This is a genomic window from Belliella filtrata (assembly GCF_022549775.1).
Classification (GTDB): domain Bacteria; phylum Bacteroidota; class Bacteroidia; order Cytophagales; family Cyclobacteriaceae; genus Belliella; species Belliella filtrata.
In genome coordinates this window covers 38,567-62,568 of the sequence record NZ_JAKZGP010000016.1, presented here as the reverse complement: position 1 = coordinate 62,568, position 24,002 = coordinate 38,567, and the positions used below count along the sequence as shown (strand labels likewise).

The 24,002-nt window shown below is 38.1% G+C and carries 17 protein-coding genes; 10 read left to right on the top strand and 7 right to left on the bottom strand.

Annotation, left to right across the window (positions count from 1 at the left end):
* Positions 1-76: 76 nt before the first annotated feature.
* The 5 genes from xseB to ligA all read right to left on the bottom strand — a co-directional run bounded on the left by xseB (position 77) and on the right by ligA (position 5,476).
* Positions 77-268, bottom strand: a complete 192-nt coding sequence (gene xseB, locus MM239_RS08425; RefSeq protein WP_241347762.1) for an exodeoxyribonuclease VII small subunit — start codon at positions 266-268, stop codon at positions 77-79.
* Positions 258-1,568, bottom strand: coding sequence for an exodeoxyribonuclease VII large subunit (gene xseA / locus MM239_RS08420; RefSeq protein WP_241347761.1), 1,311 nt, complete (start codon positions 1,566-1,568; stop codon positions 258-260). Before xseA ends, xseB begins: the two co-directional genes overlap by 11 nt.
* Positions 1,569-1,649: 81 nt before the next feature.
* On the bottom strand, positions 1,650-2,504 hold the full coding sequence (gene dapA / locus MM239_RS08415; protein ID WP_241347760.1) for a 4-hydroxy-tetrahydrodipicolinate synthase: 855 nt from the start codon (positions 2,502-2,504) through the stop codon (positions 1,650-1,652).
* The gene (locus MM239_RS08410) at positions 2,498-2,992 is read right to left on the bottom strand and encodes a DUF6913 domain-containing protein (RefSeq protein ID WP_241347759.1); all 495 of its coding nucleotides are present in this window, start codon (positions 2,990-2,992) and stop codon (positions 2,498-2,500) included. The genes dapA and MM239_RS08410 overlap by 7 nt, the downstream gene beginning before the upstream one ends.
* Positions 2,993-3,025: 33 nt before the next feature.
* On the bottom strand, positions 3,026-5,476 hold the full coding sequence (ligA, locus tag MM239_RS08405; protein WP_241347758.1) for an NAD-dependent DNA ligase LigA: 2,451 nt from the start codon (positions 5,474-5,476) through the stop codon (positions 3,026-3,028).
* A 146-nt stretch (positions 5,477-5,622) separates the two neighbouring features.
* Here ligA and MM239_RS08400 point away from each other — a divergent pair, with 146 nt between their 5' ends.
* From MM239_RS08400 to MM239_RS08365, 8 genes are all read left to right on the top strand, one after another.
* Positions 5,623-6,255, top strand: a complete 633-nt coding sequence (locus tag MM239_RS08400; protein WP_241347757.1) for a TetR/AcrR family transcriptional regulator — start codon at positions 5,623-5,625, stop codon at positions 6,253-6,255.
* A 63-nt stretch (positions 6,256-6,318) separates the two neighbouring features.
* On the top strand, positions 6,319-8,379 hold the full coding sequence (gene metG, locus MM239_RS08395) for a methionine--tRNA ligase (RefSeq protein WP_241347756.1): 2,061 nt from the start codon (positions 6,319-6,321) through the stop codon (positions 8,377-8,379).
* A 506-nt stretch (positions 8,380-8,885) separates the two neighbouring features.
* A complete protein-coding gene (locus MM239_RS08390; RefSeq protein WP_241347755.1) occupies positions 8,886-10,313 on the top strand; it encodes a circularly permuted type 2 ATP-grasp protein in 1,428 nt (475 codons plus the stop codon).
* A 5-nt stretch (positions 10,314-10,318) separates the two neighbouring features.
* Positions 10,319-11,296: an alpha-E domain-containing protein gene (locus tag MM239_RS08385; RefSeq protein WP_241347754.1), complete on the top strand. Its 978-nt coding sequence runs from the start codon at positions 10,319-10,321 to the stop codon at positions 11,294-11,296.
* On the top strand, positions 11,296-12,036 hold the full coding sequence (locus MM239_RS08380; RefSeq protein WP_241347753.1) for a peptidase: 741 nt from the start codon (positions 11,296-11,298) through the stop codon (positions 12,034-12,036). Before MM239_RS08385 ends, MM239_RS08380 begins: the two co-directional genes overlap by 1 nt.
* On the top strand, positions 12,033-12,887 hold the full coding sequence (locus MM239_RS08375) for a transglutaminase family protein (RefSeq protein ID WP_241347752.1): 855 nt from the start codon (positions 12,033-12,035) through the stop codon (positions 12,885-12,887). Before MM239_RS08380 ends, MM239_RS08375 begins: the two co-directional genes overlap by 4 nt.
* Before the next feature lie 69 nt (positions 12,888-12,956).
* Positions 12,957-14,207, top strand: a complete 1,251-nt coding sequence (locus MM239_RS08370; RefSeq protein WP_241347751.1) for a metallophosphoesterase — start codon at positions 12,957-12,959, stop codon at positions 14,205-14,207.
* A 291-nt stretch (positions 14,208-14,498) separates the two neighbouring features.
* Positions 14,499-14,729, top strand: a complete 231-nt coding sequence (locus MM239_RS08365) for a hypothetical protein (RefSeq protein WP_241347750.1) — start codon at positions 14,499-14,501, stop codon at positions 14,727-14,729.
* 102 nt (positions 14,730-14,831) lie between these two features.
* On the opposite strand, the gene MM239_RS08360 is transcribed toward MM239_RS08365, so the two are convergent.
* Positions 14,832-16,217 (bottom strand): hypothetical protein, encoded by a 1,386-nt coding sequence (locus MM239_RS08360; protein ID WP_241347749.1) that lies wholly within the window; start codon positions 16,215-16,217, stop codon positions 14,832-14,834.
* A 208-nt stretch (positions 16,218-16,425) separates the two neighbouring features.
* On the bottom strand, positions 16,426-18,714 hold the full coding sequence (locus tag MM239_RS08355; protein ID WP_241347748.1) for an acyl-CoA dehydrogenase family protein: 2,289 nt from the start codon (positions 18,712-18,714) through the stop codon (positions 16,426-16,428).
* Between the two features lie 177 nt (positions 18,715-18,891).
* Here MM239_RS08355 and MM239_RS21185 point away from each other — a divergent pair, with 177 nt between their 5' ends.
* Both MM239_RS21185 and MM239_RS08345 read left to right on the top strand, forming a co-directional pair.
* Positions 18,892-20,556 (top strand): pseudouridine synthase, encoded by a 1,665-nt coding sequence (locus tag MM239_RS21185; protein ID WP_241347747.1) that lies wholly within the window; start codon positions 18,892-18,894, stop codon positions 20,554-20,556.
* A gap of 77 nt (positions 20,557-20,633) precedes the next feature.
* On the top strand, positions 20,634-23,864 hold the full coding sequence (locus MM239_RS08345; protein ID WP_241347746.1) for a S41 family peptidase: 3,231 nt from the start codon (positions 20,634-20,636) through the stop codon (positions 23,862-23,864).
* Positions 23,865-24,002 lie beyond the last annotated feature (138 nt).

Below are 24,002 nucleotides of genomic sequence, written 5' to 3'. Positions count from 1 at the left end.
AAAAAAAGTTTACAAAAAGGTTGCCAAAATTTGAAATTTTTGAAATCTACAGTTCCAAGTAATGAACAATGATTTTTTATTCTTCAAAAGCCTTATTTATCTCATTCTCAGTGTTTCTTAGTTTTTCTCTACAGTCTTTGACTAGGGTAGAAGCTTCCTTTACAAGCGCTGAAAGTTGGTCTATTCCCTTATCACCGGATTCTAAGATGCTTACTATTTCTTCAATTCGCTTTACAGCTTGGTCGTAGCTTAATTCATTATTTTCCATTTTTTTCAATGTTTATTACCGTACTTTCTATTTTGTTTGATGCCGTGAAAGTAATTATTTTATCACCTGCTTTAACATCCATTTGATGCAGTGGCTGTCCTTTGAGTTCTGTTTTTGTATAACCTTTTGCAAAAATAGATTTGGGATCAAGATTATTGATGGTTTTACCTAAGACATCAATGTATTTATGTTCTGATTGAATTTTGTTTTTGCTCGTCTTTTCAAGAGCGTTTAAGTGTCTTTCTATTTCAAGGCTACCCAGTCTCAATTTATTCAAAGCACTCGACTTTATTTGACTTTCTTTATTGGTCAGGTAAGTGGTTTCCTTTTGGATTCTTAGTGCAGCTAATCTTTTGATTGTAGCTTCATGATCACTCAAATTTCTATCTTCCCATTTGAGTACTTGAGTCGTATGTTTCTCGACTGTTTTCAAAAGGTTTAAAATGTTGTCTTCAAAATTCAAGAAGCCAGAGAGTATAAATTCAGCTGCAGCTGTAGGAGTTTTCACTTTAGTGTGGGCTACAAGATCCGCAATTGTTTCATCCCTTTCATGTCCAATACCAGTGATAACAGGTATAGTGAATTTTGCAATGGTAACAGCCAAATCATAATCATCAAAACAGTCCAAGTCCATTTGTGCTCCACCTCCACGAATGAGTACAACAAGCTCATACTTGATTGTGCTATTCTCTATTTGTTTCAAAGCCTCGATTATAGACTTTGCGGCAGCATCACCTTGCATGCTGGCTGGAAAAAGAACTTGATTTATATGATATCCAAACCTATTAGACTCGAGTTGATTGACAAAATCACCATAGCCTGCGGCTGTGGCACTGCTGATTACAGCTATCCTCTGAGGTACAGTTGGCAGTGCAAATCGCTTATTTGTTTGCAAAAGTCCTTCCTGTGTTAGGCGCAAAATGATCTCTTGCCTTAGTCTTGCCCTCTCTCCCAAAGTAAAGTTTACATCTACATCTTTTACTTGAAGACTAATCCCATAAAGCTCATGAAATGTGACAGTTACTAATGCCAATATTTTCATTCCAGCTTTGAGAGGGCTTCCTGTGATTTGCTCAAATTTTCCTGCAATAGTTCGGAAGGTGTATTGCCAAATATTGGCTCTTATTTTTGCTTTGACCTGATTATTGTTTTTTTCCACGAGCTCTAAATAGGCATGTCCTTGAGCTGCTACTTTCATTTCACCGATCTCTGCTATGACCCAATACTGTGGAGCAAGCTGATTTTCCAGCGTCAATTTGATGAGGTTGTTTAATTCTAAAAGTGTAACTGGCTGCTGCATATCTTGAAACTGTCTAGGATAAAAAAAACCGCAAGTAAATATAGATCGCGCTAATAACTTGCGGTTTGGATGTTTTGTTCTTTATAATTTCAAAGCTTCAATCCTAGCTTTGAGACTTTCTGAAGCTTCTACAAGCGGCATTCTTACATGATCATCACATATTCCCAAAAGCTTTAGCAAATATTTTAAGCCAACCGGATTACTTTCCTCATACATCAATGGGTTAAGCTGCAGGAGCTTGAATACGGCATTTTTGGAGACATTGATATCATCATCACAGATGCTTTTGAATAATTTCGGATAAGCATTTGCAAGCACCGAAATCACACCAGATGCTCCTATCGCTTTCATTGCTGTGGTTAGCATATCATCCCCAGAGATCAATAAAAAATCTTCAGGCATGCCAGCAGCGATGTTCATACATTGCTCTAAATTACCACTAGCTTCTTTCATGGCGATGATGTTAGGGTGTTTTGCCAAAGTGAGTGTGGTGTCTGCTGACATATTGGTAACTGTCCTGCCAGGCACATTATACAGTATCACAGGTACTGGACTATTATCAGCTATCATTTTATAATGTGCGATGATCCCAGCCTGTGAAGGCTTGTTGTAATAAGGACATACAGAAAGTATGGCGTCTATTCCTGAAAAGTCCGTGGTCTTTATTTCTTCTAGTACGGCATTGGTGTTGTTTCCGCCCAGTCCATAGACAATTGGTAGCTTACCTGAATTATATCGAATAGATGCCTTTAAAACTTCCTTTTTCTCTTCTTTGGTCAATGTCGCTGATTCTCCAGTAGTTCCTAAGACCACCAAGTAATCCGCCCCTGCCTCACTGACATGATTTATTAGGTTTTCTAGGCCTTGAAAATCAATAGAATAATCACTATTCATTGGCGTAACCAATGCTACACCAGTACCTTTCAGGTTCAACATGCTGATTTAACTTTTAATAGATTGTCCAACAATTGTTGGATGGTTGTTTCGGTTTCCTTGCTTTTTGATTCTATCATGAGGTCCAGGAAATCTTTATTTTCCTCGGAATAAAAACCTACCTTGAAGCCACAAGATGAATTAACAAGCAAATAAAGCAAATATGGGCTTAGCTTTAAAGTTGGAACGATAATAAAATCGAATTTTTGTGATAAAAATTTTAAAATCTTTTCATTGGGCTTGCCAAATAAACTAAAATCACCAATCGAAACCCCTAATTCATCTTCCTTTTCTCCCAAGTAGTGACCTGAAATGTCTACATTATTTTTGAAGTATTTTTTCAAAGAATCAAGGGTGCCGTTGAAAGAAACCTGATCATCTACCAATACTCCTATATTATTTATGGAGCTAGGAATCTCAATACTTTCTGATTTACTCCTTTTACGCTTTAAGATACTTGATTTTATAAACTGGTCTTTTATAACTTTCATTGACTTTTGTTTTTGGAAGTAATGCTAAAGCACTTACTTTTCTACCATTTTTAGAAAATCCTCTTCTGAAATTAATTTGACGCCGAGTTTTTGGGCTTTTTCTTTTTTACTTGGCCCCATGTCTTCTCCTTCTATGATAAAATCTAGAGATTTGGATACTGATTTGACATATTGACCACCATGGCTTTCTATAAAGTCTATTATTTCATCACGTTTGAAATGATTCAGTTTTCCAGATGCCAATATCTTTTTACCTTCTAGTGAGTTGCCTAAGGATGGCTTTTCAACTATTTCTAATTCGAATTGTATGCCATGATCTTGCAATCTTCTTATCACTTCTAAGTTCTCGGAGGAAGCAAAATACTCTTGAAGGCTATTGACTAGGGTTTCTCCTATACCATTGATAGCAAGTAGGTCCTCAGTACTAGCTTCTTTCAATAGATCAATGCTAGGGAATGCTTTGGCTAGTATTTGAGCCGTATTTTCACCTATGTTTCTGATTCCCAATGCAAACAATACTTTACCGAATGGTTGTTGTTTTGAAGCATTGATTCCTTCTACCATGTTAGAAATCACTCCTTCTTGAAAAGTATTTGATTTCAGCTTTTTGATTTTGTCTTCTTGGTCAGAGGTTAGGCTTACACCAGCTTTTAGAATAATTCCGTGAATGGTATGCGCTTGAGCTGACAACTCTTTAAGCCTTGTTATGCCTACTTGTTTTCCGATAAGTAAGCTTAGAACAATAGGAACAGGAAGGTAATCCTCAATCTTTGGAAAAGGATAAGCTACAAGTACACTTTCCAGCTTTTGTATGGTACCAATATTCTGTGCTACTTTCTTCTTGCTCTCTCTAATAAAGGTTTGAAAAGCTTTAAGGGTCTGTTCCAGTGGAGCAGTACTTTGTGAGGCTAGAAATTGCTGTATTGTGCTTAGCGATAATCCGTCGGTAAGTCCAAATAGCGCCTTGTGCAAAGCAAGATAAAGCATACCTTCATCAGCAACCTGATATTGATCTTGACTCATTTCTAATCCGAGTAGCTGATCTGTCTTTTCAACTAGCTCATAGATGTCTGCAAAGTCACTGATGTAGCCTTGATCTATCAATGCGCGGATTCTCTCAGTGCCTAAGGAGTCTATATCCATAGCTCTTTTGTGAACAAAATGCTCTATTCTTCCTAAAAGTTGGGGTGGACAGCTTTTGAAATTCGGACAATAGTGCTTTGCCTCAGCTTCTTTTCGAACAAGTGAAGTCCCACATTCAGGGCAATGGTTAATGTATTTTACAGGTAGAGCTGATTGATTTCGTTTTTCTACAAGTACTCCTGTGATTTTGGGAATGATTTCTCCTCCTTTTTCTACCAATACATGATCCCCTTCATGAAGCCCAAGTCTTTCTATTTCATTAGCATTGTGCAAGGAAGCTCGCTTTACAGTAGTACCTGCGAGTGACACGGGACTAAGGTTGGCCACGGGTGTAATCGCTCCAGTCCGACCTACTTGGTAGGTGATAGAAAGTAGTTCGCTCTCTGCGCTTTCTGCTTGATACTTATACGCAATAGCCCATCGCGGAATTTTGGCGGTAAAACCCAACTCTTCTCTCTGATCATAGTCGTTGACTTTGAGAACTACCCCATCAGTATCAAGTGGTAGTTTATGTCTTTTTTCTCTCCAAGAATCAATGTAGTTGAAGACTTCATTGATTCCGGTGCACTTCTGATAAGTAGGGGATACATTGAATCCCCATCTTTCGAGCAAAGCCATAGCCTGATCATGCTGATTAATATCAGCTTCATCGCTTATTAGCTGATAGAAATAACAGTTTAGCCTTCTCTTTGCGACGATGCTACTGTCCTGCATTTTGACTGTGCCAGAGGCAGCATTTCGTGGGTTGGCAAGGAGAGGGTCTCCTTGTGCTTCACGCTCAGCATTGATCTTTTCAAATTCTTTTCTTGGAAGAAAAATCTCACCACGGACCTCGAACTTTATAGGAATATTTTCTCCTTTGACATGTAAAGGAATATTTCGGATAGTTTTTACATTTTCTGTGACGACATCACCCTTAGTCCCATCACCTCTAGTTACAGCACGAAGTAATTTGCCATTTTCATAAACCAAACTAATAGCGACACCGTCAAATTTTAACTCACAAAAATATTCATAATTTCTATGCCCAAGACCTTTGGCGACTCTCTCATCAAAGGCAGATAGTTCTTCTTCGGAATAGGTGTTTCCTAAAGAAAGCATGCGGTATTCATGCGCTGCTGACTCAAATTCCTTTGTGATACTACCTCCAACTCTTTGTGTTGGGCTATCTTCTGATAAAAATTCCGGGAACTTTTGCTCAAGTTCTATCAACTCCTCCAATAATTTGTCAAATTCAAAATCTGAAATATCTGATTTATCTTCTTGATAATAAAGGTGGTTGTGATAATTTATCTGCTTGGTGAGTTCTTCTATCCTCAGTTTGGCTGTTGTTGCCATCATATATTTTTGCTTTGAGTCTATTGCTTCTGTAAAGTCAAAATTAATCTTTGTATTCCAAAGGACAAAGCAGAAAGACGTAGTAAAGCATGATAAGCATTTTAAGTTTGTGGAAGTGTTTGCCTATATTTGTTTTGAAATGAAAAGCAATGAGTAAAAAAAACGATACAGAAGCTAAGATTTTAGATATAGCCTATAAGCTATTTGTCAATCAAGGATACAAAAACACAACAATGGATGACATAGCCCAAGACTTGGCAATGAGTAAAAAGACACTTTATAAGTATTTCCCTGGTAAACAGGAGCTACTTGCTGCTTCATTTGATTTACTTAAAAATCGGCTGTCTCTAAAGGTGGAAACTATTTTAGAAAATAGGTACCTACCCTTTATGGCCAAGCTGAAATCTTTTTTGACTGTTGTAGCCAATGACCTGGCACCGATTAATCCAGAGCTTCTCCAAGATTTGAGAGATCATGTGCCAGAGGTTTGGGGAGAATTGCAAGATTATGTCAGAGACTCAGCGTATTTGAGGTTTCAGCGCCTGATAGAAGAAGGTATAGCGAAAGGCTATGTTCTACAAGGATTAAACAAAACACTTATTGTATTGGTCTATGCTTCTGCTATTCAAAACTTAATTGATCCCAAATTTTTAGCTCAATTTCCTAGACAGATGCGAGAAAATATGAATCTAGGCACATCTGAAATTTTTGATCAAGCCATTCAGATTATTTACCAAGGCATCTTAACCGATGAAGGTAGGGAAGAATACCTCAAGGCTTAAGCTGAATAATTTCCTGTCAATTTAAAAATAAGAGAATCACCAAATTTTCTATCTTTGCACGCTATGAATAAGAATGAATTCAAAAGATATACCGTTACAGCGGCACTTCCATATGCCAATGGACCTTTACATATTGGGCATCTAGCAGGATGTTATATTCCTTCAGACATATATGTCAGGTACTTAAGGTCTCAAGAGCGAGATGTGGCATTTGTGTGTGGATCTGATGAGCATGGGGTGGCTATTACCATCAAAGCCAAAAAAGAAGGCATTAGCCCTCAAGAAGTAGTCGACAGGTATCATGAAGTGATGAAAAGTAGCTTTGAGCAGTTTGGAATAAGTTTTGACCATTATTCAAGAACTTCTTCTCCACTTCATCATGAAACAGCCTCTGCATTTTTCAGGGATTTATATGACAAAAAAGAATTCCTAGAACAGTCTACCGAACAATATTTTGATGAGGAAGCGGGGCAGTTTTTAGCAGACAGATACATAGAAGGCACTTGTCCAAAATGTGGACATGAAGGAGCCTATGGTGATCAATGTGAGAAATGTGGCAGCTCTCTAAGCCCTACAGAATTGATCAACCCAAAATCAAAGCTTAGTGGTAATACACCTGTTTTGAAAGAGACAAAGCATTGGTTTTTGGATCTTGCCAGGTATACAGAGTTTCTGAAAAAGTGGATTCTCGAAGATCATCAAGATGATTGGAAAAACAATGTGCTAGGTCAATGTAGGTCTTGGTTAGAAGCTGGAGAAGGATTACAAGCAAGATCCATGACCAGAGATCTAGATTGGGGAATTCCAGTGCCTATAGAGGGTGCGGATGGGAAAGTACTTTATGTATGGTTTGATGCACCTATAGGTTATATTTCATCGACCAAAGAATGGGCTGACGCCAATGGTAAAAACTGGGAGTCTTATTGGAAAGATAAGGACACAAAGTTGGTACATTTTATTGGCAAAGATAATATCGTATTCCACTGTATAATTTTCCCTGCCATATTGAAGACACATGGTGGCTATATACTTCCTGAAAATGTACCAGCCAATGAGTTTTTAAATTTAGAAGGAGACAAGATTTCAACATCAAGAAACTGGGCAGTATGGCTTCATGAGTATCTTGAAGAGTTCCCTGGCAAGCAAGATATTCTAAGATATGTTCTCACAGCAAATGCCCCAGAAACCAAGGATAATGATTTCACTTGGAAGGATTTCCAATCAAGAAATAATTCAGAACTGGTTGCTGTTTTTGGTAACTTTGTGAATAGGGCTGTAGTGTTGACACACAAATTTTTTGATGGTGTAGTGCCTATAAGGGCTGAACTGAATGGGTATGATCAGGAGGTAATAGAAGCGATGAAGGGTTTCCCAGAAAAAATAGCAGCCTCCATAGAAAGATACAGGTTCAGAGAAGCACTATCTTATGTGATGGATTTTGCAAGATTGGGCAACAAATACTTGGCTGATACAGAGCCTTGGAAAACTATCAAAGAGGATAAAGAAAGAACAGGTACAATACTTAATATTGCCCTGAACATTGCAACTAACTTGGCGGTGGTAGCAGATCCATTTTTGCCATTTACTTCGAAAAGAATGTTAGAAATGTTCAATTTGGAGACATTAAAATGGTCTGATGCTTCAAATGATTCCCTGCTAAAGGCTGGACATGCAATCAATGCAGCTGCTTTGCTTTTCGAAAAAATAGAAGATGAGACAGTTGAAAAGCAGGTAAATAAACTCTTGGAAGCAAAAAAACAAAATGAGCTTGCAAATGCTACTGTTCCAGCCATGAAACCTATTATAACTTTTGATGATTTTGCAAAATTAGACCTTAGGGTAGTGACGGTGCTACATGCTGAGCCAATGCCTAAATCTAAAAAGCTCCTAAAGCTTACAGTGGATACTGGTTTAGAAAAAAGAACTGTACTAAGTGGAGTTGCCGAACATTTTAAGCCTGAAGATTTGATAGGAAAACAAGTGACCATGCTTATCAACTTGGCGCCTAGAAAGATGATGGGAATTGACTCTGAAGGAATGATTCTCATGGCAGAAGATAAAGATGGAAGCTTGCGACTTCTTCAGCCTGGACAAGCGACAGCAAGTGGATCAACGATAAGTTAATACGATTGCTGGTTTGGAATATCATGTCCAAATCAAGTTTCAGTGCTTGGAAATTATAAAAAGGATTGTCAGATAAATGCTGACAATCCTTTTTTGTTTAATTGTATTTAAAATATGTGAAGCAAGTATCAGTATTAGCGTAGTTTGGGTTGGTTGGCAATTTTATCTGGCTTTTATGATAATTAACAAGCCAAATTATAGATTAGTATGAATAGCATGGTTTCAGCCGATTATTTATCTATCTAAAAAAAATGAAAGAGGATTATCTCGGTTTGAATAGCTTAAAATTTTATGTAAAATGATTATTGGTTATTTAAACCTGTCATTTGACTGTTTGTTGGTTAAAAATACTTTAAATATAGGTTATTATTCATTTATAGGTCGAGGTGTTAAAATTTTTTTGAATTAAATATTTTCCAGAACGCGTAAAAATCACTAAAGTTTGGAATATTCGTAATTTTTAGCTATATTAATGATCAAATTTTTAATTAAACAAACAATATTTTATGGATCTACAATCTTACGAGTTTAGTGCCAATTTTGACGAAATGTTTGATACCGGAGGGAAATGCAGGGGACATTATCAAGAATTATTAAGTCTGATTAAGAAAACGAGTTCTAAGAAATTGGGGCAGTTGCAGTTTTCGGCAAACAAGACACAAGTAGCCATGGGAATGACATTCAATGTCTATCATGATAGTCAAGGCACAGAAAAAATTTTACACTTAGATATAGTACCACGGGTTATCCCGAATGCGGAATGGAGCATGTTGGCTGCTGGTTTGAAGCAAAGAATCAAAGCATTGAACCTTTTTTTGCAAGATATATATAACGATAGGCAGATACTCAAAGATGGGATAGTTCCAGAAGAACTAATTCTGAATAGCAAAGATTATTTAGAGCCTTGTATAGGCTTGACACCTCCCAAAGGAATCTGGTGCCATATCACGGGTACAGATTTGGTGCGGGACAAGAGTGGAGAATATTACATATTGGAAGATAATTTGAGGTGTCCTTCGGGCGTATCCTACATGTTAGAGAGTAGGGAGATTATCAAGCGAGCTTATCCGGAGCTTTTCAATGAATTAGGAGTAATGCCAGTATCAGATTACCCAGCTAAACTCTTGAAGATGCTTCAATTTCTTTCTCAAAAAGATAAGCCTGTTGTCGGTGTTTTGACCCCAGGGATATATAATTCAGCATACTTTGAGCATTCTTACCTTGCCTTACAAATGGGAGTAGAATTGGTTTCTGGAGTAGATCTTGTGGTAAAAGATAAGAAAGTCTACATGCAAACGACAAAAGGGCTTCAGCAAATCGACGTATTGTACAGAAGAATAGATGACACCTTTTTGGATCCTTTGACCTTCAACCCAGACTCTATGCTTGGTGTTCCAGGAATTTTTGAGGCTTACAAAGCTGGAAATATAGCGTTTGCAAATGCGCCAGGAACAGGTGTAGCAGATGACAAAGCTGTCTATGCCTATGTGCCGAGAATCATTCAATATTATCTCAATGAAGAACCAATATTGAAAAATGTGCCTACTTACTTATGTAGGGAAAAAGAAGATAGAAAATATGTTTTGGATAACATTGAAGCATTGGTGGTCAAAGAAACTAATGCAGCTGGAGGCTATGGTATGCTTATAGGGCCTAAAGCTACTAAAGAAGAGCATGAAAAATTCCGTGAGCTTATAAAAAACAACCCCAACAACTACATCGCTCAACCTACACTTTCACTTTCCACAGTTCCAACACTTACAGAACAAGGTTTAGAAGGTCGGCATGTTGATCTGCGACCTTATATACTGTATGGCGAGGATATAGAAGTGATACCAGGAGCACTGACAAGAGTAGCGCTCAAAAAAGGATCATTGGTAGTGAATAGCTCTCAAGGTGGGGGCAGTAAAGATACGTGGGTTTTATATAAATAATAAATATGTTAAGTAGAGTAGCAAATTCAATATATTGGCTAGGTAGATACCTGGAAAGAGCCGAAAATTATGCTCGTTTTATTGATGTTAATATAAATCTATCGATGGACTTACCTCCTGATTTGAACGAACAATGGGAACCTTTGGTCAAAGCCACTGGAAGCTTTGAAAGTTTTAAGACTAGAGGTTTAAGCTTCGATAGAAAGCAAGTGATACACTTTTTGACTTTTGACACAGAGAACTTGAATTCCATAATTTCTTCTGTGACTTTTGCTAGGGAAAATGCTAGGATTATTCGAGAGAATTTGACCAAAGAAACTTGGGAAAAACTCAATGAATTGTATCATTTTGTAAAAAAGAAAGCAATTAAAAAAGAGTGGAAAGCAGAAGATCTTCGGGAGTTTTTTGAATCAGTCAAAAATCAAATTCTTTTAATTTATGGACTTGCTGAATCCACAGTAGCCCGATCAGAGAGTTGGCATTTTCGACAGCTGGGCATGTACTTGGAGCGAGCAGATATGTCTAGTAGGATTTTGGATGTGAAATATCACATTTTACTACCCTCTCCGAATATGATTGGAACACCTTTGGATTTCTTACATTGGACAGCATTGCTCAAGTCCGTGACTGCATTCAATACTTACAGAAGACTTTACGGAAACATAGATTCATCAAATGTAGTAGAATTTCTAGTATTGAATGGGACTTTTCCGCGGTCGATATACTATTGTATGTTGGAGGCAGAGAAATCTCTTCAGAAAATATCAGCTGAAGGAAGAAGTGGAGGTAGAAATAGTGCCGAAAAAGCTTTAGGAGAATTGAGGTCAAAACTTGAATTTGATGATGTTACAGATGTGATCAATTCAGGACTTCATGAGTACCTTGATGAAGTTCAATTGAAAATAATTAAAATTTCAAATGAGATTGACAAGAATTTTTTCCAGATTAAACATAATTTTATAACTCAAAAAATCGAACAATAATGACATTTTGCTTAGGAATCAAAACTAAAAATGGATTGGTGGGATTGTCTGATACCAGAATTACATCAGGTAATGAAACTACTACATCCAAAAAAGTATATAAAGTAAATAAAGAGAAGCATTCATTTTTCATCATGACTTCAGGTCTTCGCTCTGTTAGAGACAAAGCGATCACTTATTTCTCTGAAACAATCGAAAAGACTGACGACCAATTCAAAAAATTGTATGAGGCAGTGAACGAGTTTGGAGATCAGATCAAACGTGTGGCCAAAGAAGATAAGGAAAGTTTGGAAGAGGGGGGACTATCTTTTAATCTATTCTCTATCATAGGAGGTCAATTAGAAGATGATAAAAGTCCGAAGTTGTACCTACTGTATCCGCAAGGCAATTGGATAGAAGTTAGACGAGGAACACCATTTGTAATCATTGGTAACTCTGGAGCAGGAAATCCAATACTGAAGCGATCATTGAAATATGAAGAATCCTTAGATTACGCTTTGAAATGTGCTTTTTTGGCATTTGATGCAACTAGAATTTCGGCAAATGACGTGGATTTCCCGATTGATACGGTAATATTAGAAAATGACAGTTACCATATCATAGAAAAGCGCTTTGAACAAGCTGAACTTTCACATATTTCTGAATTCTGGAATTCAAGAATTAGAGAAGCGATCAGTGAACTTCCAGCTGATGTATTGAAAAAAGCCTTTCAAGACGCTGCTGCTCTCACAAATCAATGAGTAGGTTACTGAAAATTGACCATAAGTCAACATACTTTTATGAAGAAGTTGTTTCACTTAGTCCTCATGATGTACTGATTTTTCCCCAGCCTAGGACATATTTTGAGCTTAAGGATACAAGCCTGCATATCAGACCAGACCCTAAAGGAAAGTATGAGAGAATCAATGCCGAAGGTAATATTTATTATAATATGTGGTTTGAAGGTGAAACCACAAAACTTGAAGTGCTTTCATCGATCACCGTCGAGTTATTTGAATTTAATCCGTTTGGGTTTATTCTCAAAAGGGATTTAAAGTATCCATTCAGCAATTTCCAATATGAGGAAAGCGATAAAATTGCTCTTAGTCCATGTTTGATTCAAGAAGAGGACGCAAGTCTTCTTCTTGAGTTTGTTGACAAAGTGATGCAGGAGTCTATGGATTTAGTTTCATTTTTGACCCGCCTAGTTTCGCAAGTGAAAGAGACCTGGAGCCATGTACAAAGAGAGGAGGAAGGTATTCTTCCATTGTCAAAGATCTTTGCTTCCAAGTCAGGTTCATGCCGTGACTTGTCTTGGTTGATGATTCAGATGCTAAGGGCCAAAGGTTTAGCTTCCAGGTTTGTAAGTGGATATGCATTCAATCCCGATCTGGACACGGGTCATGAGCTTCACGCTTGGGTAGAAGTGTATTTGCCAGGCGGGGGCTGGGTTGGATTAGATCCTAGTCTGGGTTTGTTTGCTGATGAGTTTTATATTCCATTGGCCTGTAGCCATGACCCCTTGTTGACAATGCCAATTTATGGTTCATTTTCAGGAACTAAAAGTAGCCGGTTGGAAACTCAGGTTGATATTATTCAAATTAACAAATAATATGATCTAGATCAGAACTATTATAGAGGAATAACTGTATAAGACTTCGTACAATTTATAATTAACAATATGAATCAAGTAGGAAGTCTTATTTTTCTTGTTGCACTATTCTTATTTTCCACCTTTCTGAATTGGTATGTTTTTCAAGCTTACAAAACGGTTCTTTCTGGAGTGGATTCAGAAAGGTCAAAGCAAATGCTAAACCTTATCTATTGGATAGTATTTGGAGGGATTTCCATTTGGGTAGTATATACTTTTCATCAAATATTTAAAGCAGGGGAAATTTCCACAGCACATCAACAAGTATTGAATGTTTTCTTGACTATCGTAGTGACTCAATTGGTCTGTACTATTTTTCTTTTCGGGGAGGATATTTTTAGAAATATTCAAGCTGGATTTTCACTTTTGGTAAATGGCAAATCGGAAACAAGCTTCCCAACGAGACTTAAATGGTTAAGTATTATAGCTATAGCGATATCTATGGTGCCATTTACAAGCTTCGTTTATGGTATCACCAAAGGAAAATACAACTTCACTGTACATAGAGAAATCATTTATTTCGATGATCTTCCAGATGCATTTGATGGTTTTACCATTACCCAGTTGTCAGATATTCATGCAGGTAGTTTCAAGAATCTTGATGCTGTAAAAAAGGGTGTTGACCTGGCAATTGCCCAGCAATCTGATCTTTTTGTATTTACAGGGGACCTTGTCAATCATGAGGCAGGCGAAATTGAACCCATGATTGATATTTTTAACAAAATCAAAGCACCTTACGGGCAGTTTTCAATCATAGGAAATCATGATTATGGTGACTATGTATCTTGGGAAAGCCCTGAAGCAAAAGCTGAAAACTTCAAAAAGTTTATCAAACAGCATGAAAGGCTAGGGTATAAGCTTCTGATAGATGAGCACGTGGTTATTGAAAAAGATGGCCAGCAGATCACTTTGGTCGGTGTTCAAAATTGGGGTAAAGGATTCCAATCAAAAGGAGATCTTACAAAAGCAATGGAAGGAGTAGCTTCTGAAAATTTTAAGATTTTGCTATCGCATGATCCTTCACATTGGGACTATGAAGCCAAAAATGAGCCTCGAAAAATTCACCTGACACTTTCTGGCCATACACATGGTATGCAGTTTGGCATAGAAACACCCCTCATCAAATGGAGTCCAGTTCAATACAGGTATCCAAATTGGGCAGGCTTAACAGCTTACCAAGGAAGGTTTTTATATGTAAACAGAGGCTTTGGCTTTCATGCATTTTCAGGAAGGGTAGGGATCTGGCCAGAGATTACAGTGATTGAGTTGAGGAAAAAGTGATTTTACAGTACAAAACCATACAATCAGAGTATTTAAAATAAGAGCTAGATAGATATTATAGTAAATATGTGTAAGTAATTTGGGTGTAAACATACCTTTTATTGGTACTTACGCCATTATTCCTATTTATTTTGATAGATTTAGCAATCTTAATCTGAATGTATTTTTCTTTAAAATAATTAATCAAAGAATAAATATTGATAATTATAGATTTGTCTCAAAAATACCTAGAAGTAGGTATTTTTTGGTTTGATGGTATTGGGTAAATTTCGAATCTAAACTCAAGGAGATATGAAATTCTTTTATCTAAGTACTATAAGCGATGAAAATGGTAATTTTCAAATTCATGAAAAGGAATGTCCAAATCTTCCAGATGCACTGGATAGAGACTATTTAGGGCCATTCAATAATGGAAAAGAAGCATTAAGAAGGGCCCTTTCACTAAATGAAAATGCCAGCTTATGTGACACTTGTTGTGAGAAAAAATCAAAATTATCACTTATAAAACTAAAGGAGCTCTAATCGAGCTCCTTTTTTATCTAGGGCTAGGAAATTTAGTGATAAGAAACTGTATACCACATTTCAATTCTTTCCAAGTAATGCCAATATCAAGGGAAATTGATATCAAAATGTGAAATTTAAATTCACAATTGGTGAAGATAATTGAGCATAATTACTGAAGTTATTTGCCTTTGCTTGTAGTTGTTGGTTCAAAAAGTAATTTTCAGGATTGACTTCAAGATTATACTTTAAATTTTTCTTTTCAGTTTTACCAATGTTTCCTTGAAACCTCAAGTTTTCATTTTTGTATTTATGAAAAAGAAGCTCTTGGGTGATTAGTGCAAAGCTTGATCCAAGTGCTAGGTAGACCGTTGCAGACTCGCTTTCTGCTAGAGCAGCAATACCTACACCTACTAATGCAGCTCCTGTGGAAGCATAGTTTATGGTACTACCTTGCTTTGCACTTAAGTTTACTCCTTGAGTTTTTCGCTGGCCTAAATATGTTCCAAGGACCCCAAAGCCAGCAGGAATAAGGGCCAAACCACTTCCTTCAGATCCACTATAGGCTATTTCATTTGCAATTGCGAAACCCAATCCCACACTTACATTGCTCATGTTGATAGCGTATCTTCCATCACCTTTGGTATAAGGATATTTTCGAGAAGCAATATTTCCTACATAAAGACCTGTTGCTCCTCCAAGTAGTGAGGCTAAACCATAAACCCAGCCTTGGTCTCCGTCACCAGCTGCGATTGCAGATAGCCCGACGTAGCTCCCTAGTAAGCCATGGTGTCGCATGATTTCAATGTGTCCTTCAGAATACCTTTTCTTCTTTTGTAATTGAAAAGCGTATTCACCTAAACCTATACTGCCAATGGTAGAACCAATGAAGGCAATTTTTCCTTCATCACTACTATTTCCTGCGACTAATAACCCCAATGAACCACCATAAACTAACCCCAAAAGCCTTCCAGAATTGTTTGCCCTGATCACTGATCTATCAATACCTTCAAATTTTTTCGGGTTGATTAGTGGTCCTAGAGCCCACAATCCGCCAGTTATCATTGGAATCCCTACTACCCCTGCATTGTCAATCTCAAAAAGTGATACCAGAGAAGCACCATACCATATTCCATAACCGATGCTAACTAACCGATCCCTTCCTCTCCATTCAAAATCATTTGATTGATCAGCTGGATAAATAACAGATGAACCCTTATTACTTTCTCTGTCCCATTGAGTCTTCATCTTTTGATAAAGGTCCTGCTCTTCGGAAGACATTTTATTGTAGTAATTGGAAAGGAAAAGCTCGAAATCATTCAAGTAATCAAGCTCTTCTGCTTCAAGTGTGTCGCCGACAGCTTGTTTATGCTTGATTTGCTTATAGGTTGGCTTATTTGATTCTTCCCAATACCCACGTGCGGTGTAGATTCCTTGCGATTGAACACTGAAGTTCGCAGTTATGCAGAATATAGCAAGGAGCAAGATTAATTTTAGGGTTGTTTTCATAGAAAAGGAGAAATTAGAAATCGAATGTATCAATTTTTTTTCTAATTTCTCCTAAACTATTAATCTGTGAAATTTAATGTCTTTTAAAATTTAGCTGAGAAGACCCGGAAAGTATGATCAATGTATTGTGAATGAGACACATATCTTGCACTTACACTATTTGATAGTAAATTTGACAGGTCTAGACTAAACGACATTGAACTGAGTCTTAAATTTTTGCTATAGGGGCAGCTATGCAAGATTCTGGGATACCAAATGAGGCTGTCAAAGCCAATGCATTCTTTCTGATCTCCCAACACAGCTGATTTACTTCTTTTCGGATAGCCTTGGTTTTGACACCTTCCATATAGCCTTGCTCCAAATACCAACCTCTATTCTTCTCAATGGTATGAAGTGCAAATAGCTGACACAATTGGGTTAGTGCGGTCTTTACTCCGTAATTAGGAGTAGCAATGATTTCCTTTTGAAACTCCTCAAGGATAATTCTTTCTATATAAGCTTGACCCACATTCAAAAGATGGTGTTGGACTACATTGAAAGCATCGAATGAGTCCATACCTTCATCGATATGTTTTTTGATTCTTTGCGCAGCACTAGCCAATATAGCTCTTTCTCGATATTTAAAAGCGCTAAGGTGAAAATCCATATCCAATAAATGAGCCTGATCAGTACTTCTGATGATCAATGGATTTTTTTCGGACAGGCTAGTTTTAGCTTGACTGACTACATAGTTGAATATCGTGAACATATTCATATCACCAAATTCCTGTCTGAATTCAGTTAGCCTATTCTTAGCAACCAATTGCATCAAGACAACATTGTCACCTTCGAAGGTAGTATATACATCTGTATCATTTTTGAGGGCATCTATTCGATTCTCTGATAGATATCCTTTACCACCGCAAGCCTCTCTACATTCTTGCAGGGTCGCTGTGGCAAACCAAGTGGTATATGCTTTCATTCCCGCAGCCAAGGCTTCTATCTCTTGAGCTTCCTCTTCAGTTCTTTCCAAAAATCTTTTGGTCAAATACCTTAATCCAAAATGTAGCGCATAACTAGCAGCTAAGGGTGGCATTAACCTTCTTTGATGCATTCTGTAGTTCAAAATTGGAACTTCAGCACCGCCTTCTGGCCCGAATTGCTTTCGTTTTTCACCGTGTCTTATGGCTATCGTTAGTCCAGTTTTGGCAGCTGAAAGTGCAGATCTAGGAATGCCTATTCTTCCACCTACAAGCGTACCAAGCATGGTGAAGAACCTTCTGTTGTCAGAACTTATTTCACTTTCAAACTCACCCTCATCATTGACAGTAGAGAACCTATCGAGCATTTGATCTTTTGGAATCACCACATTATCAAAGTAGATCACCCCATTATCAACCCCGTTTAAGCCCATTTTTCTACCGCAATCTTCGATCTGAACACCTTTAACAAGATTTCCTTCTTGATCTCTTAAAGGAACAATAAAGGCATTTACTCCAAAATCCTCCCCGTCAATGATGAGTTTTGCAAATACAGTTGCCATTTGACCATGAACAGCTGCATTTCCGATATACTCTTTTCTGGCATCTGGATTTGGAGTATGTATGGTGAAGGTCCCAGCTCTATGGTCATAAGTAGCCGTGGTCTCCAAGCCGCGTACATTCGAGCCATGTCCAGTTTCTGTCATCGCAAAGCAGCCAGGAAGCTCAAGACTTCCAATATCCTTAAGGTATTTTTTATGGTGCTTGTCTGTACCTAAGAAAAAAACACTCATTCCCCAAAGTCCAAATTGTACTCCAAATTTTATCACTAAACTTAAGTCATGATAGGAAAGGGTTTCCATGATGGTGAAATATCCTTTCATATCATCTTTTCCACCTGCAAATTTTGGGAATGCCCATGCACCTAAACCATGATCTGACAAAACCTTGCACCATGCGAGCACTTGCTCTCTTTGATCACTCAAACTTTCATATTCCCGATAAGCAAAACTTGGATCGGAGATTATCTTTTTTACTTTTTGTATGATCTTTTGTTGATCACCGTCCAGAAGCGCGATCATTTCTGCAACATCAAAAGAACTATCTGAGACATGGCTGGTAGTGATTGTATCATGTCCCGTTCTAAAGGCGTACCCAGCCTCTTTTCCTAATAGCCCCAACGCAAGTTCTGTGTGATGGAAATCTTTAATTTCAGCTTCCGAAAATTTTGCATCAGGATCATACTTCTCCACCAGTTTGAGACCGATAGAGGTCAAACCACTGTCGGCAGAGATCTCAAGATTCTTGATCTCCTTTTTCCAAGATTTGAGCAATTTTGGCTTAGGTGGTAAAGCAGGATTGAGATGCTCTATGAGCATATTTTTTTCTATCGGATTGATCCATTTTTGTCTGGAGATCAGCGATTTCATCTCTTCAATCTCCAAGGGTGTCAGAACACTATCAGCCCACAGTGTATAGTAAAGTGGTAGAAAAATATAAATTTTGGGATTCTGGGTGGTTAATTCAGATTGTATCATATGGTTGTTTGGTTAGTCTTTGATTATACTATTTTTTTGATCCTAGGTTATATTAAGGAAAATTCAAAGCACACTTTGCCATTCATTTTTGCATGCTTTGCACTTTAGATGATCGATCTTAAAATTTCGATAAACGATAAATCATTTTTACATTTGCGGAAATCAAAACTCCCAAATTTGAAGAAGTTCATTCCTCTTGATCAGGAAATTCAAACTCTACAACTACCTGAAAAGTTTAATTTCCCATTCTATTACCAACCTTCAGCCATTTCATTATTAGCAGCCCAAAAACTCAAAGCATATCTTTCAAATCAACAGGATTGGAAACATAATTTTGGTTTTGATAAAGATGATGAGCGTTTGGCGATAGGCAAAATGTTTGGAGTTTTGGTGGTTAAAAGCCAAGATGGAAAGTTGGGATTCATAGCTGCCTTTTCAGGTAAGCTAGCAGACAGCAATCACCATACATATTTTGTGCCACCAGTATTTGATATGCTGGCTAATGATGGTTTTTTTAAGAAAGAGGAAGCAGTGCTCAATGATTTGAATAGGAGGATCGAATCATTAGAAAAGGATAACGAATTTATCAATAAAAAAGAAAACCTATTGAAATTTCGGGAAGCTGCAGCAAAAAAAATCGCTGATGGTCGCTCCAAAGTCAAAGCTGCTCAAAAACTGAGAAAAGCCATTCGGTCTCAAAAAGTAAAGGAACTGGATGAAGTTCAATATGAGGTATTCATGGAAGGTCAGCGTGAAGAAAGTTTAAAGATGCAGTATTTTCAACGAAAGCTTGAGCAGGAATTGACCCTTCAAATTGAAGCACTTGAAGCAGAGGTTTATCCATTTGAACAAAAACTTTCATCTCTTAAGTCAGAAAGAAAAGAAAGATCACAAATATTGCAGGACAGACTTTTTGATGAGTATCAATTTTTAAATGCTAAGGCAGAGTTGAAAAGCTTGAAGCAGATTTTTCTTAAGGAGCTTAACCTGCCCATTCCTGCAGCTGCGGGAGAATGCGCAGCTCCAAAATTGCTTCACTATGCTTATGCCAATCAATTGACACCAATTGCCATGGCGGAATTTTGGTGGGGAAGGTCTCCCAAATCTGAAGTTAGGAAGCACGGAGAATTTTACCCTGCCTGTAGGAGCAAATGTGAACCCATACTTGGTCACATGCTTCAGGGAATAGTCGTAGATGAAAATCCCATGCTCTCAAATCCAGCTGAAGGAAAGGAGTTCAGGGTACTATATGAAGATGAAGTATTGATGTTGATCGACAAACCTGCGGAGTTTCTCTCTGTTCCAGGCAAAAACGTAGTCGATTCTGTACAAAAGCGAATAAGCGACATTCATCCAGATGCGGTATTGGTGCATAGACTGGATCAGAGCACATCCGGGATCATTCTTGTGGCGAAAACAAAAAAAGCTCACCGACAGCTTCAGGCTCAATTTATCAAGCGAACTGTAGAAAAAAAGTACATTGCCTTGCTAGATGGAGAGCTTGATCAAGAGTCAGGCGTGATAAATTTGCCCTTGAGGGTGGATTTGGACAATAGGCCAAGACAAGTAGTTTGCTACGAATACGGCAAACCCGCAGAGACAAGGTATGAAGTAGTAGAAAAGACAGGTGGAAAGACACGTGTGGAATTCTACCCGATCACAGGACGGACACACCAACTCAGAGTACATGCGGCACATGATGCAGGTCTTGGATTACCCATTGTTGGAGATGATTTGTATGGAAAAAAGGCGGATAGACTTTGTTTACACGCAGCCTTACTAGCCTTTACACATCCTAACTCTGGAGAAAGGATGGTCTTTGAAGTTCCACCAGCATTCTGATAAAATCCACTAGTGTAATTTCAGCATTTAGCTTACTTGAAATGTTTAATTTTAAGCAAAAAATAAAACCTAAATATATGAGAATAATAAACATTTGTTTTTCCCTATTACTTTGTGGGGTTTTTGGTGGTCTATCAGCCCAAGATGCCCCAAATTGGCTTAGGTATCCCTCTATTTCTCCAGATGGTAAGCAAATAGCTTTCACCTACAAAGGGGATTTGTATACCATTCCCTCTTCAGGTGGAAAAGCTACTCAGCTGACATTTCATGAAGCGCATGATTTCATGCCCGTATGGAGCAAAGATGGACAGCAGATTGCCTTCGCCTCTGATAGGTACGGCAACTTTGATGTATTTGTGATGTCAGTAGATGGAGGTGCTGCCCAAAGACTTACCTATCATTCAAATGATGAATTTCCATATGCTTTTTCATCAGACAATAAAGGTGTGATCTTTGGCGGGTCAAGACAAGATGCAGCTAATCATAGACAATACCCAACAGGCTCACAACCTGAACTATATCAAGTACCCTTGAAAGGTGGGAGAGTAGATCAGTTGTGGACTATACCTGCCGAGTATGTTCAAGTGAGTAAGGATGGTGGCAAGATGATCTACCATGATAAAAAGGGTGGTGAAAATGAGTGGAGAAAAAAACATCAATCAGCTATCACGAGAGATATTTGGATGTATGATTCCGAGAAAAAATCTCACAGTATGCTGACTACTTTTGGAGGTGAAGACAGGAATCCAGTTTTTTCTCCCGATGAAAAATCTATCTATTACCTATCCGAAGAGAAAGGTTCATTTAATGTATTTAAAATGAACCTTGCCAATCCTTCTCAAAAAACTGCATTGACAGATTTCAAAGACTTTCCAGTAAGATTCTTGAGTATTTCCGATGAGGGATTGATGTCCTTTTCATATGATGGGGAGCTCTATACTTTGAAGGATGGAGAGTCACCAAAAAAACTGGAAGTAAGCATCAAAACACAAGCAATTCAAAATCCAGACAGCTTTATCAATATCAGTGGTGGAGTGAGAGAGATGTCCATTTCTCCTGATGGAAAAGAGATTGCATTCATCGCAAGAGGTGAAGTATTCGTGACCTCAGTGGAAGGTGGCCTGACCAAAAGAATCACCAATACACCAGAACAAGAACAATTTGTTCAGTTTGCACCTGATGGAAAATCCATAGTCTATGCAAGTGAAAGAAATGGCAAATGGACAATTTATCAAGCAAAAAAGGTTCGAGAAAAAGAAGAGCCTTTCTTCTACGCAAGTACTTTAATAGAGGAGAAGCCACTCGTTGAAAATGAGCATGATAACTACCTACCTGTATTGTCTCCAGATGGGAAAAAGCTTGCATATGTCCAAGCGAGAAGAAACTTGAAAGTAATGGACCTATCTTCTAAGTCTACGGTCACATTGATGGGACCAGAGCAGCTGATGCATATGAGAGATGGGGATCAGTATTTCACTTGGAGTCCTGACAGCAAGTGGCTATTGGCCTCATACAGCCCGACTATGGCAAACGGTGAAGTGGTTTTACTAGATGCTTCTGGCAAGTTGCCTATGGAAAACCTTACCAAATCTGGATATGGAGATAGAAAACCTAAATGGGTCAATGGTGGAAAACAAATGCTTTGGTTTTCAGATAGAGATGGTCTAAAAGGCTTTGCAACAAGTGGCGGTGCCCAATATGATGTGTTTACCATGTTTTTCACCAAAGAGGCTTATGAAAAGTTCAGCATGAGCAAAGAAGACTATGATTTGATGAAAGAGATCGAAAAAGCAGCAAAAGGTGATGATAAGAAAGACGATAAAAAGGACGAAAAGAAGGATGATAAAAAGGTAGAAGATTTAAAAATAGAGCTTGAGGATATCGAGCTGCGCAAAGCTAAGCTGACTATTCATTCTTCATCATTGGGAGATGCTGTGTTGGACAAAGAAGGAGAGAAGCTTTATTATCTTGCTAGGTTTGAAAAGGGAATGAACCTTTGGAGTACTGATCTAAGAACGAAGGAAACAAAGATGGAACTCAAGCTCGATGCAACTGGGGGTAGTTTGGAATGGGACAAAGAGATGAAAAACCTTTACTTACTTAGTGGTGGAAGCATATCAAAGATCACAAGTAATGGAACCAAGCGAGAAGCTGTCAAGATTCAAGGAGAGATGGACATGGACACGGAGGCTGAGAGAGCACATCTATTTGATCATGTTAATATAAGAACCAAAGGAGTGTTTTATACACCTGATATGCATGGTGTAGAATGGGATCAGTTAGCGGAGTCTTATAAAAAATACTTGCCACATATTGGTAATGGTTATGAGTTTGCCGAAATGTTGTCTGAGATGATTGGAGAGTTGAACGTATCTCATGCTGGAGCCAGATACAATAGGACTGTACCACAAGCAGATGCGACAGCAGCTTTGGGTATTTTTATGGATTATGAGCATTCAGGACCTGGTATCAAGATTGCTGAAATCATCAAGGGATCGCCATTGGATAAGTCTTCATTGTCTGTCAAGCCTGGTATGATCATCGAAAGCATCGATGGCGTGACCATAGCTGAAGACAAGGATGTAGCACAGTACTTCAATAGAAAAGCAGATAAGTTTACACTTCTGACCGTACTTGACCCTAAGTCAAATTCACGTCAACAAATCACGGTAAAGCCAATTACCCTTGGAGAAGAAAACAGGTTGCTTTATACGCGATGGGTAAAGAAGAACCAAGAAGAGGTGGAGAAGCTTTCTGATGGGAAGCTCGGATATGTTCATATTCCAGGTATGTCGGATGGCCCATATAGAAATATCTATGAAGAGATGATGGGTAAGTTTCACGATAAAGAAGGTATCATTGTAGACACTAGGTTCAATGGGGGAGGTGACTTGGTTGCTGATTTGGCGATGTTTTTTACGGGAGAAAAATTCATCACCTATGCCACAGAAGACAGAGAGGTAGGCTATGAACCTACTTTCAGATGGACTAAACCAACTTTGGCCATGTTCAATGAAGCCAACTATTCAGATGGACATTGTTTTGCTTGTGGGTATACAGATTTGAAAATTGGTAAAACTGTAGGTATGCCTACTCCAGGTACTTGCTCCTTTGCTGGGTGGGAAGCATTGCCAGATGGGACAAGATGGGGTGTGGTGCCAATTTCAGCTAAAAATAAAGCTGGTGAGTGGATGGAAAACAACGAAACGGCGCCACAATTCCAAGTGAAAAACATGCCCGGAAAAATAGATCAAGGCGTTGACCAACAGCTAGAAAGAGCTGTTGAAGAATTGCTGAAAGACATTTAAATCTAGGAAAAGGACGAAGTTTTTTGAATGTTGTTCAAATGAAAGCCACATGAATCAAAGTCAAGTAAAAAAGACTTTGAGCCATGTGGTTTTTTAATTTTTAAGAAATTTTAGAATAAAGTCTCTTAAGCGTTTAAC